Consider the following 13082-nt stretch of genomic DNA (forward strand, 5'->3'; position numbering starts at 1 on the left):
GCGCTTGTCGCGCGGTTGCAACACGCCGCGTCCGGCCGGCCGGCGGTTGATCGGCGCGGCGCACGCGCGGAGAATGGGCGTCTCACGCCCTCGATCGGGAGACTGAAGATGACCAAGCCCAGCCGCCGTCCCTCCGTCAGTTCCGCCGTGTTCTATCGCGACCCGTGGGCCGCGCTCGACTGGCTCGAGCGGGCGTTCGGCTTCGCGCGCAGCGTCGTCGTCAGCGCGCCGGACGGCAAGCTCGCGCATGCCGAGCTGACGTGCGCCGGCGGCACGGTGATGATCGGCGGCGAATGGGCCGAGTTCGTCACGAGCCCGCTGGGCGTCGGCGGCAGGAACACGCAGTGCGTGCATGTGCATCTGGCCGACGGCATCGACGCGCATTGCGAACGCGCGAGGCAGGCCGGCGCGGTGATCCTGCAGGAGCCCGCCGACCAGTTCTGGGGCGACCGCACCTATCGCGCGCGCGATCCCGAACAGCATGTGTGGACGTTCGGGCAGCAGGTGCGCGCGGTGTCGGCGGAGGAAGCCGCCGCCGCGACCGGGCTGAAGATCGAAGGCTGGTCGTGACGGGCGGCGCCGACGCGCACCCGGTCGTTCCTTTCCATTCACGCGTCCGTTGCGCGCGCCGCGCGGCCGCTTCTTTCTGCCAGGACCCCGCATGAACCTGTTCAACGTACGCCTGCGCGGCCGCGACGGCCTGTTCACGATCGGCGTCGACGCGGGCCGGATCGCCCGCATCGACGCCCAGCCGGCGCCGATCGTGCCTGCGGGCGGCGCCGACATCGACGCGGGCGGGCGGCTCGCGATCCCGCCGCTCGTCGAGCCGCACATCCATCTCGACGCGGTGCTCACCGCGGGCGAACCCGCGTGGAACATGAGCGGCACGCTGTTCGAAGGCATCGAGCGCTGGGCCGAGCGCAAGGCGACGATCACGCACGAGGACACCAAGGCGCGCGCGCACACGGCGATCGGCATGTTGCGCGATCACGGCATCCAGCACGTGCGCACCCACGTCGACGTGACCGATCCGTCGCTCGCCGCGCTGAAGGCGATGCTCGAAGTGAAGGACGAGGCGCGCGGGCTGATCGACCTGCAGATCGTCGCGTTCCCGCAGGAAGGAATCGAGTCGTTCGACGGCGGCCGCGCGCTGATGGAGCAGGCGATCGAGATGGGCGCGGACGTCGTCGGCGGCATCCCGCATTTCGAGAACACGCGCGAACAGGGCGTCAGCTCGATCCGCTTCCTGATGGACCTGGCCGAACGCACCGGCTGCCTCGTCGACGTGCACTGCGACGAAACCGATGATCCGCATTCGCGCTTTCTCGAAGTGCTCGCCGAGGAGGCGCGCGTGCGCGGGATGGGCGCTCGGGTCACGGCGAGCCATACCACCGCGATGGGTTCGTACGACAACGCGTACTGCTCGAAGCTGTTCCGGCTGCTCAAGCGCGCGGGGCTCAACTTCATCTCGTGCCCGACCGAGAGCATTCATCTGCAGGGCCGCTTCGACACGTTCCCGAAGCGGCGCGGGCTCACGCGCGTCGCGGAGCTCGACCGTGCGGGCATCAACGTGTGCTTCGGGCAGGACTCGATCAAGGACCCGTGGTATCCGCTCGGCAACGGCAACATCCTGCGCGTGCTCGATGCCGGGCTGCACATCTGCCACATGATGGGCTACCAGGATCTGCAGCGCTGCCTCGACTTCGTGACCGGCCACAGCGCGGCGACGATGCAGCTCGGCGAACGGTACGGGATCGAAGTCGGCCGGCCGGCGAACCTCGTCGTGCTCGACGCGGACAGCGACTACGACACGCTGCGCCGGCAGGCGAAGGCGGCGCTGTCGATCCGGGGAGGGCGCGTGATCATGCGGCGCGAGCCGGAGCGGATCGACTATCCGGGGTGAGGGGCGGGCTCCTGCGCAGCGTGCCGATGCATCGAGTATTCAAAAAATGCATGAGTCGATTCGAAAAATACGTTTGTCTCATGAACATGGCCAACCTAGGATGCGGGCTGACGACGGCATGCGCGATGCATGCCGTTCCCCCGACTTCAGCCAGCCGATCCGATGCGCGCCGACATCCCGCCCGTTTCCTCACCCACGTTGCCGCCGAGCGGCGCTTCGTTCCCCCCATTCAACCGATTCACCCGGCTCGCCGCGGTCGCGGTACTGACCGGCGTCGGCGCGGGCCTCGGCGGCATGCTGCTCGCGCTGCTGCTGCACGCGATCCAGCATCTCGCCTACGGCTACAGCACCGCGCAGGTGATCAGCCATGAGAGCTTCCTGGCGGGCGTGACCGGCGCCGCGCCGCTGCGTCGGCTCGCCGTGCTGGGCGGGTGCGGGATCGTCGCGGGCGTTGGCTGGTGGGCGCTGTACCGCTACGGCCGACCGCTCGTCAGCATCCGGCGCGCGGTGCGCGCCGACGATCCGCGGATGCCGGCCGTCAGCACGACGATCCATGCGCTGCTGCAGATCGTCACGGTCGCGCTGGGCTCGCCGCTCGGCCGCGAGGTCGCGCCGCGCGAGATCGGCGCGCTGCTCGCCGGCCGGCTCGCGCACCGCGCGGGGCTGACGCCGGCGGACTGCCGGCTGATGGTCGCGTGCGGCGCGGGTGCGGGGCTCGCCGCCGTCTACAACGTGCCGCTCGGCGGCGCGGTGTTCGTGCTCGAAGTGCTGCTCGGCACGTTCGAGCTGCGCGCGCTCGTGCCGGCGGTCGTGACGTCCGCGATCGCGGCCGCGGTCGCCTGGCTCGGCCTCGGCAACGAGCACCAGTACAGCGTGCCGCCGTTCGCGCTGGGCGCGTCGCTCGTCGCGTGGTCGGTCGTGTGCGGGCCGGTGTTCGGGCTCGCCGCGTACGGCTTCGTGCGGCTCACGGGCCGGGCGCGCGCGGCCGCGCCGAAGGACTGGCGGCTGCCGCTCCTGACACTCGTCAACTTCGCGGCGATCGGCTGGCTCGCGATGCGGTTTCCGCAACTGCTCGGCAACGGCAAGGGGCCCGCGTCGCTGAGCTTCGACGGCGCGCTGACCGTCGCGATGGCCGCGACGCTGCTCGCGTTGAAGGTGCTGATCACCGCGAGCAGCCTGCGCGCGGGCGCAGAAGGCGGCCTGCTGACGCCGGGCCTCGCGAACGGCGCGCTGCTCGGCATCGTGCTGGGCGGCCTCTGGAGCGCGATCTGGCCGGGCGCCTCGCTCGGCGGATGCGCGCTGGTCGGCGCGACCGCGTTTCTCGCGGCGTCGATGCAGATGCCGATCACAGCGGTCGTGCTGCTGCTCGAGTTTACGCGCGCGGGCCACGACAGCCTCGTGCCGATGCTGCTCGCGGTAGCCGGGTCGCTCGTCGCGTACAGGTGTGCCGAGCGGCTGGCCGAATGCCGTACCGCCGCGCAACGCGAAACGGTGCAGGGACTGGCGGTCGCGGTTCGCCAGTCCTGACGCTTCCCGGGAAACCGGACGCCACCTCCCGTTTTCCAAGCATCCCGATGCGGTTCGAAGCGCGAACTTCGGTTCTGTGCAAGAATCCGCGCGGCCCGCGCCTCTCCAACAACCACACCCGCGCGGCCGTTCATATCAGGAAACGAGGAGCTCAAGTTGATTCAGCGCATTTCCCGCTTTTTCACGCAGGTGGTCCACCGCGTGCTGCCCGACCCGTTGATTTTCGCGATCCTGCTGACGATCGCGACCTTCGCGCTGGCCTTCGGCCTCACGCCGAATTCCCCGGCACAACTGACGACGATGTGGGGCTCCGGCTTCTGGAACCTGCTCGCGTTCTCGATGCAGATGGTGATGATTCTCGTGACCGGGCACGCGCTCGCGAGCTCGCCGCCCGTCAAGCGCGCGCTGGTCGCGCTCGCCAGCGCCGCACGCACGCCCGGACAGGGCGTGATGCTGGTCGCGTTCGTCGCCGCGCTTGCCTGCGCGATCAACTGGGGCTTCGGCCTCGTGCTCGGCGCGATGCTCGCGCGCGAGGTCGCGCGGCGGGTGGCCGGCAGCGACTACCGGCTGCTCGTCGCGTCCGCGTACATGGGCTTCCTGAGCTGGCACGGCGGGCTGTCGGGCTCGATTCCGCTCGTCGCCGCGACGAAGGGCAACCCGATGGAGAAGACCATCGGCCTGATCCCGGTGTCGCAGACGCTCTTCACCGGCTACAACGCGTTCGTGACGATCGGCCTGATCGTGATGCTGCCGTTTCTCGCGCGGCTGATGATGCCGAAGCCGGAGGACGTCGTCAGCGTCGATCCGGCGCTGCTCGCGGAGCCGCCGAGCGTCGAGCGCAAGCTCGGGCCGGACGCGACGCTGGCCGAGCGGCTGGAGGAAAGCCGCCTGCTGGCCGTGCTCGTCGCGGCGCTGTGCGCGGTGTTCCTCGTGCTGCGCTTCGTGCAGAAGGGTTTCGCGCTCGACATCGACACCGTGAACCTCGCGTTCCTCGCGGCCGGCATCCTGCTGCACCGCACGCCGATGGCCTATGCGCGCGCGGTCGCGGGCGCGGCGCGGGGCGCGTCGGGGATCATGATCCAGTTCCCGTTCTACGCGGGCATCCAGGCGCTGATGGATCATTCGGGGCTCGCGGGCGTGATCACGAAATGGTTCGTCGACGTCGCGAACGTCCACACGTTCCCGCTGCTCGCGTTCCTGAGCTCGGCGGTGATCAATTTCGCGGTGCCGTCGGGCGGCGGCCACTGGGTCGTGCAGGGGCCGTTCGTGATGCCGGCCGCGCAGGCGCTCGGCGCCGATCTCGGCAAGGCCGCGATGGCGATCGCGTACGGCGAGGCGTGGACCAACATGGCGCAGCCGTTCTGGGCGCTGCCCGCGCTCGCGATCGCGGGGCTCGGCGTGCGCGACATCATGGGCTACTGCGTGACGACGCTGCTGTTTTCCGGCGCGGTGTTCGTCGCGGGGATGTACCTGTTCTGAGCGGCGGCCCGGCGAGGCGCGACAGGCCGCGTGCCTCCGGAGCGCCGATTGGCGGCGTAGGGAGCCTGTGTTATAAAGTGCCGCGCCGCAGTTGTGCGGCATTTTGAACATTGAGCGGTTTTTCCCAGAAGAATCATGGTTGAACGGGGTAGTGACGAGGGTCGGGACACGCGGGTGCGCGTGTTGTTCCATGTGACGGATTTCGGCAACGGCGGCATCGAGTCGTCGCTGATCCAGTGGCTGCGGATTCTCGACCGCAAGCGTTTCCGGATCGCGCTGTCGGTCACGTACGCGTCGCCGATGCTCGCGCAGCGGTTCCGCGCACTGATTCCCGACGACGTGCCGGTCGAGATCCTCGTGCAGCCGCGCTGGCTCCGGTATTTCCAGGACCGGCGCCATGCGCGCCAGCTCGGCAAGGCCGGGCGGATCGCGCGCGATATCCACGGCGCGTTCGCGGTGCGCCCGCACATCGCGAAGCGGGTCGAGGAACTGGCGCGCAACGTCGACGTGATCGTCGACTACGACCTGTCGCTGCGGCGGCTCGCCGGCCAGTTCGGCGTCGCATGGATCGGCGTCAATCACTTCAGCTTCATCGCACGGCTCGGCGGCCAGGGCCGCCGGGTGCGCCGGCTGATGAACCAGTACAACCGCTACGACAGCATCGCCGCGCTGAATCCGCAGATGGCCGCCGAAGCCGGTCAGATGTTCGGCGAGCAGCAGCCGCGCGTGATGGTGCTGCCCAATGCGATCGACATCGACGCGATTCGCGCGAACGCGGCGGCGGCCCATCAGCCGGTCACGCCGGGCGGCGCGCCGTACATCGTGTCGGTCGCGCGCCTCGACGAGCTGCAGAAGGATCACCGCACGCTGGTGCGCGCCTACGCGCAACTGGTCGCGCGGCACGCGGTGGCCGAGCATCTCGTGCTGGTCGGCGACGGCGCGTATCGCGACGAACTCCGGCAACTGGCGGACGGGCTCGGGATCGGCGCGCGCGTGCATTTCACCGGGCAGCTGCACAACCCGCATCCGGTGATGGCGGGCGCGTCGATCCTCGTGCTCAGTTCGAAGAACGAAGGGATGCCGATGGTGCTGATCGAGGCGCTCGCGCTGGGCAAGGCGATCGTGTCGACCGACTGCCCGACCGGGCCGCGCGACATCCTGGACGACGGCCGGGCCGGCATGCTGGTGCCGATCGGCGACGTCGACGCGATGACCGACGCGATGGCGCGGCTCCTGACCGACGAAGCGCTGCGCACCGACCTCGCGGCACGCGCGCGCGAGCGCGCGGCGAGCTTCGGCATCGACGAAAGCAACCGGCGGCTCGGCGCGTGCATCGACGCGATTCGCGCGCAGCGCGCCGGCTGACACCTTGCCACGGAGGCGGCGGGTTTCACCGCCGCCTCCTCCCCACGAACGAACCTCGACAGCCGTGCGCGTGACGCGCGCGGCCGCTCAGCGCGCCGGCTCGTCGGTCAGCGTGTGCAGGAACGCTTCGATATCCTGGATATCCTGCGCCGACATCGCGGGCGCATCGCCCGGCTTGCGGTCGAACGGCGCATCGGTCACGTCGAGGTTGGCGCGATAGGGCGCGGGCAGGTCGTCGTACGCGTCGACCTTGCCGTCCGGCCCGCGCGGATAGAACTTCTCCGGCGCCGTGTTGCGCTCGTTGTAGAACGCCATCACCTGGTCGAGCGAGTGGAACACGCCGTTGTGGAAGAACACGTGGCGGGTCGCCGCGTTGCGCAGCGTCGGCGTGAGGAACATCCCGCAGTACTGCGTCTGGTCCTTCAGGTCCTCGCGGAACGGCCCGCACACCCCGAGGTCGTGGAACGCCGGGTCGCGGTTCTGCGCGAGCAGGCGGTTGCGCGGCGCGCCGAGCGCCTCGTACTGGAAATCGGTGAACATCGGCGGCAGGCCGCCTGCGCCCGGCTTCGACAGGTGGCAGCCCGCGCAATTCGCCTTCGCGGGGTCGTTGAAGAGCCGCAGCCCGCGCAGTTCCGCCTGCGTGAGGCGCGCGCGGCCTTCGAGCCAGCGGTCGTACTTGCTGTTATACGGGTGAAACGACGGGTCCTCGACCTGGTAGCGCGCGATCGCGAACATCGCTTCGGACACCGCCAACTGCGCGCTGTCGAACACGCGCGGCCCGAACAGCTGCATGAACTGCGTGCGGTGCGGCGACTGCGCGAGCTTGCGCGCGACGTCGTCGACGCTCGGGTTCGCCATCTCGACCGGATTCAGCAGCGGGCCGAACGCCTGCTGCTGCAGCGTATCCGCGCGGCCGTCCCAGAACATCCCGCCTTGCGGCACGAGCTGCGGCGCGGCCGCAGTGCCGGCCACCTTCTGCGCCTTCACGACGCCGGCCGCCGACGCGGCCTGCTGCGCGATGCTCGCCGCGTCGTCGTTCTCGCTCGCGTCGGGGCCGATGCTGAAGTTCGGCTGCCGGTACAGGTACATCAGCGACGGCGGCGGCCGGTAGCCGTGCAGCGTCATCGCGATGCCGCCGGGCTGCACCTCGAGCGCGTTCGGCGGGCCGTACGCGTGATCGGGGCTGTGGCACGACGCACACGACTGCTTGCCCGATGCCGACAGCGCCGGATCGAGGAACAGCGCGCGCCCGAGCTGCGCGACCGCGGAGAGCGGTGCGGCGGCGGGACGCTGCAGCACGATCGGGTGCGGGTTCGCGCCGGTCCAGTCCGCGACGGCGTTGGCGATCGCCGCCGGCGTATGCGCCGGAAACGCGACGGCGAACGCGGCATAGCCGATCGCGCCCGCGCCGAGCGTGAGCGCCGCGCGGCGCAGGAAACGGGACGGGCGGCGTGGCGGGGCGGCGTCGGGTGCGCCGGGCGGCGGAAACGCGGGACGGGCGGTCATGCGGTCGAGGGCGAAGTCGGGCGCGGCGAATGCAGCGCGTTGAAATGGAAACGGCCGGCGCATCGCGCGCCGGCCGGCCGGATGATGCCGACGCTCAGATCGCCGGCGCGGAGCCGAGCGCGGTGCCGAGTGTCGGGTCGAGATACAGCGGCGTCGTGTTCGGCTTCGACGCGAAGTCGAACAGGCCGCGCAGGTCGCCCGCCGACGCGTCGAACGAGCCGCCGCCGATGCGCTGGCCGCCGAGCCAGTTGTCCTCGATGAAGCGGACCACCGACGCCTGGTCGATCATCGTGTGGTCGACGTAGTTCTGCTTCGCGTACGGCGAGATCACGACGAGCGGAATCCGCACGCCCGGGCCGCAGCGGCCGTTGACCGGCTGGCCGTTGACGCCGGCGCCCTGCGTGCCCGTGCCGCACTTGCCGCTGCCGTTCAGCTGGTCGACCGCGTCGAACGATGCGCGCGTCGGGCTCGCATAGACGTGGTCGTACCAGCCGTCCGAGTCGTCATAGGTGACGATCACCGCGGTGTTCTGCCAGTCGGGCTGCTGCTGCAGGAAGTTGACGACCTTCGTCACGAACGCCTGCTCGTCGAGCGGATCGGAGTAGCCCGCGTGCGCGTCCTGCGCGGCCGGCGCCTTCAGGAAGCTGACCGACGGGAAGTTGCCGGCCTTCACCGCGGCGAAGAAATCGTCGGTGTCGTACTCGTGGTTCGCCGGCTCGGCCGTCTTGCCGTCGGCCTGCACGCTCTGGCCGATCGCCGCGACCGAGCTCGGCCGCGTGTGCTGCGGGTTCGCGGTCGATGCGTAGTACTGGAACCAGTTGTGGTGCGGGATGTAGTCGGCCGTCGCGGCGTTCACGGCGGTCGCGACCGTGCTGCGGCTGCAGCCCGTCGTGCCGTTGCCGTTCACCGTCGACAGGTTGAAGCCGCCCATGAAGCCGCCCCATGTGACGTTTGCGGCATTCAGCAGGTCGCCGATGTTCTTGCCGGCCATCATCGCCTGGTCGGTCGCGCTCGAGCAGACGTCGAAGCCCGGATCGACGTCGTTGATCATCGTGAAGCCGCCCTGGCTATCGTTGATGTAGTACGACGTTGCGGCGAGCGTCGACGGCTGCTTCGACGTCTTGACGATCTGCATGCCGTTGGTCTGGCCGGAAATCACGTTCAGCGCGCCCGGCGTCGACGGGCCGTACACGGTCGTGTACATGTTGTCGCTCATCGCGAAGCGCTGCGCGTAATTCCACAGCGCGGTCACGGTGTTGCCGTCGAAGTAGCCCATCACCTGGCCCTTCGTGCCGAACGCGCCGGCGCCGCCGGACGAGCCCTTGCCCGTGTATTTCGGGAACAGGTCGGCGAGGCCGTTGTCCTCGGCCTGCTGCTCGGACGTGTACGCGTGGTTCTGGTCGGCGGTCGCGGCCTGCGTGCGATCGAGGCGGAACGGGTTCGCGGCGTCGGCGCCGTTCGCGGTGTTCGTGAAGTTCGGGTTCGCGGTCAGCAGCGTGCCGGTCAGGCCGTTGACGGCCGGCGTGTTGGCGGCCGCGGTGAACGCCGGCTCGCCCTGCGGGTTCGTTGCGTTCGGATAGGTGCCGAAATAGTGGTCGAACGACACGTTTTCGCCGTAGATCACGACGACGTGCTTGATCGGCGTGGCGGTCTGAAGCGCATCCTGGGACGACAGCGAAGCCGTGGCCGGCGTCGAATTGTCGCTGCCGCCGCAGGCGAACAGCGCGAGGGCGGCGCCTGCGCAGGCGGTGACGAGCAAGGCTTGGCGGAACATCTTCGGGAACTCCATGCGGGCGGGTCGGGGAATGCGGCGCGGCATGCCGGATGACGGCTACGGCAGCGGGCCGGTGACGAGCACGCGCATTGAAACAGGTCCGTATGAAGATATGGAGGCCGGGCGCTTTCGGCGGCGTTACGCGCGAATATCGGGTGTCTTACGGTGCGGCGAAGCGAGTCGGAGAAGCGGTGCGCGCCGGCTTCGGCCGGCGCGCCGCCGAGGAGGGCGTCAGAACGGGCTGCGCGTCGTGCTGCCGTCGGTGAAGATCGCATCGACCACCTGATAGAAGCCCATCGACGTGTCGGCCACTTCCCACACGGCGAGGATCACGTGATAGCCGGTGCGCACCGGCAGCCGGCACTGATGGATCGTCGGCTGCGACGGAACGAGGTTCGCGCTCGGGCTCCAGTACGGCTGGCCGGGATTCTGGATCGTGCAGAACGGCGTGGGCTCGAATTGCGCGCGGGTCAGCTTCTGCGACGGATCCCAGTCGGCGCGCGTGATGAAGTAATTCCAGCGGCGCGTCTTGTGCACGGCGCTGAATTCCCATTTGAAGTTCTGCAGCGCGCCGGAGCGCAGCGGAACCTTTTGCCAGCGGTCCGGCGACTGTTCGTTCAGCAGCGGCACCGCGCCGTTCGTGCTGGCGCCGGCGATTTCACCGTCCGCGGGCGGCGCGACGTTCTGCGCGTCGGCCGGCGCGAACGAATCCGACAGGCCGCCTTGCGTGGCCGGAAAGAACTTGCCGTTTTCCATTGCGTTCGCATGCCACGCGTCGATCGGGCAATTCGGGTTCTGGCCTTGCGTGCACAGCACGATGCGCGACGCCGGTTCGGTCAGGCGGCCGTGCGCGTGCGCGCCGGCCATCACGGTCAGCAGCGCCGCACCGGCCAGCGCGCGCAACATGACGGAAGAAACGGATCTTCGGATGGTCTGTTTCATGGGCCCTCACTGCGGTGAAGTCGGAATGGTTGTGCGCGCAACGGCTCGAACGCGATGTCGCCGAATCGCGCGATGACAATCGGCTTTCGCCGACTCGAACCATAGTCGTAAAAAACGGAAAAGGAAATTGAAAACGAATTAATCGTCGATTAAATCATCGACGTTTCCGTTTTCGCAGTTGTGATGCGGAATGTGCTTGTTTTTAAAAGAGTACTTTTTGAATTGGGCACATATCGGCGTGAAAGGGAGGAGCCATGAATCCGGTTGAAAAACCGGTCATTGACGACGCGATCATTTCGCTTCCCGATGTGCGGCATTCCGGTCGAAGAAGAGAAGGCGTCGGCCGGTTCAGCCTTCGACCGGCATCGCGCTCGTGCACTTGATCTCGTCGAGGCAGACGCTCGAATGCACGCCGCTCACGCCGGGGATGCGCATCAGCGTCTCGAGCAGGAACGTGGACAGGCCTTTCAGGTCGTGCGCGACGACCTTCAGCACGTAGTCGATGTCGCCCGTCACGGAGAAGCACTCCTGGATCTGCGCGAGCTCGGACACGAGCTTCTGGAACTTGGACAGGTCGCGAATGTGCCCACGCTCCATCGTCACGTGCACGAACGCGGTGACGCCGAAGCCGAGCGTGTCGGGGCAGAGCCGCGTCTCGTAGCGGCGGATCGCGCCGATTTCCTCGAGCCGCCGGTGGCGGCGCAGCGTCTGCGCGGGCGACAGGCCCACCGCCTTCGCCAGCTCGAGATTCGATGCGCGGCCATGCTCCTGCAGGATCGCCAGCAAGTTCCGATCGATGCGGTCGAGTACCGGTTCAGGCATTTTTGTTTCCTCGTGTGTCTCCCGAATGCAATCTTATCTCATAATGTAGGGTTTGCATGAACGGGTTACGCAACCCGATTTCGTCGGCGCGACGCTAAACTGACCCCGGATTTTCGTGCGCGATCGCGGCAACGCGGTCGCAGGCGGCAGTCGGCGGCCGGTTGGGTGGGCTTGCCGACGACGGTTGGGCGTCGCCGCGCGAGAATTGCAGTCCCCAACCTGGCGGCCCCACGAAGGGCCGCCGGCACAGCAAAACAGCGCGCGGCACACCGACGCGCACCGCTTCCGCCGGAAGCGGACAAAGTGGAGAAGACATGGTTTCTGAACACGAGAAGGACGGCCTGAAGCGCGGGCTGAAGAATCGCCACATCCAGCTCATTGCGCTGGGCGGCGCGCTCGGCACGGGGCTGTTCCTCGGCATCGCGCAGACGATCAAGATGGCGGGCCCGTCCGTGCTGCTCGGCTACGCGCTGTCGGGCGTCGTCGCGTTTTTCATCATGCGGCAGCTCGGCGAGATGGTCGTCGACGAGCCGGTGGCCGGCTCGTTCAGCTACTTCGCCGACAAGTACTTCGGCCACTTTGCGGGCTTCCTGTCCGGCTGGAACTACTGGGTGCTGTACATCCTCGTCGGCATGGCCGAGCTGTCGGCCGTCGGGATCTACGTGCAGTACTGGTGGCCGGGTGTGCCGACCTGGGTGTCCGCGCTCGTGTTCTTCGTCGTCATCAACCTGATCAACCTGGCGAGCGTCAAGTCGTACGGCGAGACGGAATTCTGGTTCTCGATCATCAAGGTCGCAGCGATCGTCGGCATGATCGGCTTCGGCGGCTGGCTGCTCATGAGCGGCCATGCGGGCCCCGAGGCGAGCGTCGCGAACCTGTGGCAGCACGGCGGCTTCTTCCCGCACGGCGTGTCGGGCCTCGTGATGTCGATGGCGGCGATCATGTTCTCGTTCGGCGGGCTGGAGCTCGTCGGCATCACCGCGGCCGAAGCGGACGATCCGCAGCACAGCATCCCGCGTGCGACCAACCAGGTGATCTACCGCATCCTGATTTTCTACATCGGCGCACTCGGCGTGCTGCTGTCGCTGTATCCGTGGGAGAAGGTCGTCACCGGCGGCAGCCCGTTCGTGCTGATCTTCCACGCGCTCAGCAGCGACCTGGTCGCGAACGTGCTGAACGTCGTCGTGCTGACGGCGGCGCTGTCGGTCTACAACAGCGGCGTGTACTGCAACAGCCGGATGCTGTTCGGCCTTGCGCAGCAGGGCAATGCGCCGAAGGTGCTGTGCTCGGTGAACAAGCGCGGCATTCCGCTTGCGGCGCTCGGCGCATCGGCGCTCGCGACCGGCATCTGCGTGGTGGTCAACTACTTCATGCCGGGCAAGGCGTTCGAGCTGCTGATGGGGCTCGTCGTGTCGGCGCTGATCATCAACTGGGCGATGATCAGCCTGATCCACCTGAAGTTCCGCCAGGCCAAGCGCGAAGCGGGGCTGCAGACGCGCTTCCGCAGTCTGGGCTATCCTTTCACGAATTACGTGTGCCTCGTGTTCATGGCCGGCATTCTCGTCGTGATGTACCTGACGCCGGGCCTGCGCCTGTCCGTGTACCTGATCCCGGTGTGGCTCGCGGTGCTCGCGGTCGGGTATCGCTTCCGTCAGAAGAATGCGGGCTACGCGCTGCGTGAAGGCGCGTCCGCGCAATGACGCAGGCAAGGCCGGCCATCTCTGGCCGGCCACAAGATTTCTCATCCAACCAGACCGATAAAGC

Annotated in this window: 10 protein-coding genes; 6 read left to right on the top strand and 4 right to left on the bottom strand. The window is 68.3% G+C overall.

Annotated elements, in window-relative coordinates; genetic code table 11:
- Positions 1-108: 108 nt before the first annotated feature.
- The 5 genes from B7P44_RS24975 to B7P44_RS24995 all read left to right on the top strand — a co-directional run bounded on the left by B7P44_RS24975 (position 109) and on the right by B7P44_RS24995 (position 6274).
- Positions 109-570, top strand: a complete 462-nt coding sequence (locus B7P44_RS24975; protein WP_084908628.1) for a VOC family protein — start codon at positions 109-111, stop codon at positions 568-570.
- Between the two features lie 91 nt (positions 571-661).
- Positions 662-1903, top strand: a complete 1242-nt coding sequence (gene codA, locus B7P44_RS24980; protein WP_084908629.1) for a cytosine deaminase — start codon at positions 662-664, stop codon at positions 1901-1903.
- Positions 1904-2065: 162 nt separating this feature from the next.
- Positions 2066-3430, top strand: a complete 1365-nt coding sequence (locus tag B7P44_RS24985; RefSeq protein ID WP_084908630.1) for a chloride channel protein — start codon at positions 2066-2068, stop codon at positions 3428-3430.
- Positions 3431-3586: 156 nt separating this feature from the next.
- A complete protein-coding gene (locus B7P44_RS24990) occupies positions 3587-4909 on the top strand; it encodes a TIGR00366 family protein (RefSeq protein WP_084908631.1) in 1323 nt (440 codons plus the stop codon).
- Positions 4910-5089: 180 nt separating this feature from the next.
- Positions 5090-6274, top strand: coding sequence for a glycosyltransferase (locus tag B7P44_RS24995; RefSeq protein ID WP_088511580.1), 1185 nt, complete (start codon positions 5090-5092; stop codon positions 6272-6274).
- A gap of 87 nt (positions 6275-6361) precedes the next feature.
- Here B7P44_RS24995 and B7P44_RS25000 read toward each other — a convergent pair whose 3' ends face one another.
- The 4 genes from B7P44_RS25000 to B7P44_RS25015 all read right to left on the bottom strand — a co-directional run bounded on the left by B7P44_RS25000 (position 6362) and on the right by B7P44_RS25015 (position 11318).
- On the bottom strand, positions 6362-7780 hold the full coding sequence (locus B7P44_RS25000) for a cytochrome-c peroxidase (RefSeq protein WP_084910012.1): 1419 nt from the start codon (positions 7778-7780) through the stop codon (positions 6362-6364).
- Between the two features lie 94 nt (positions 7781-7874).
- On the bottom strand, positions 7875-9554 hold the full coding sequence (locus tag B7P44_RS25005; protein ID WP_084910013.1) for a phospholipase C: 1680 nt from the start codon (positions 9552-9554) through the stop codon (positions 7875-7877).
- A gap of 231 nt (positions 9555-9785) precedes the next feature.
- Entirely contained in the window at positions 9786-10460 is a 675-nt protein-coding gene (locus B7P44_RS25010; RefSeq protein WP_084908633.1) for a lytic polysaccharide monooxygenase, read from the bottom strand.
- 384 nt (positions 10461-10844) lie between these two features.
- Positions 10845-11318 (bottom strand): Lrp/AsnC family transcriptional regulator, encoded by a 474-nt coding sequence (locus B7P44_RS25015; protein WP_010096283.1) that lies wholly within the window; start codon positions 11316-11318, stop codon positions 10845-10847.
- Positions 11319-11632: 314 nt separating this feature from the next.
- On the opposite strand from B7P44_RS25015, the gene B7P44_RS25025 reads away from it, so the two are divergent.
- Complete coding sequence (locus tag B7P44_RS25025) at positions 11633-13018, top strand: amino acid permease (RefSeq protein WP_084908635.1); 1386 nt, start codon at positions 11633-11635, stop codon at positions 13016-13018.
- Positions 13019-13082: the final 64 nt, after the last annotated feature.

It is taken from the genome of Burkholderia ubonensis subsp. mesacidophila (assembly GCF_002097715.1).
Taxonomy (GTDB): Bacteria; Pseudomonadota; Gammaproteobacteria; order Burkholderiales; family Burkholderiaceae; genus Burkholderia; species Burkholderia mesacidophila.

What these genes read in the sequence shown, in the direction of transcription:
- B7P44_RS24975 (WP_084908628.1), top strand. Translation starts at nt 109, where the DNA reads ATGACCAAGCCCAGCCGCCGTCCCTCCGTCAGTTCCGCCGTGTTCTAT.
- codA (WP_084908629.1), top strand. Translation starts at nt 662, where the DNA reads ATGAACCTGTTCAACGTACGCCTGCGCGGCCGCGACGGCCTGTTCACG.
- B7P44_RS24985 (WP_084908630.1), top strand. Translation starts at nt 2,066, where the DNA reads ATGCGCGCCGACATCCCGCCCGTTTCCTCACCCACGTTGCCGCCGAGC.
- B7P44_RS25000 (WP_084910012.1), bottom strand. Translation starts at nt 7,780, where the DNA reads ATGACCGCCCGTCCCGCGTTTCCGCCGCCCGGCGCACCCGACGCCGCC.
- B7P44_RS25005 (WP_084910013.1), bottom strand. Translation starts at nt 9,554, where the DNA reads ATGTTCCGCCAAGCCTTGCTCGTCACCGCCTGCGCAGGCGCCGCCCTC.
- B7P44_RS25010 (WP_084908633.1), bottom strand. Translation starts at nt 10,460, where the DNA reads ATGTTGCGCGCGCTGGCCGGTGCGGCGCTGCTGACCGTGATGGCCGGC.
- B7P44_RS25015 (WP_010096283.1), bottom strand. Translation starts at nt 11,318, where the DNA reads ATGCCTGAACCGGTACTCGACCGCATCGATCGGAACTTGCTGGCGATC.
- B7P44_RS25025 (WP_084908635.1), top strand. Translation starts at nt 11,633, where the DNA reads ATGGTTTCTGAACACGAGAAGGACGGCCTGAAGCGCGGGCTGAAGAAT.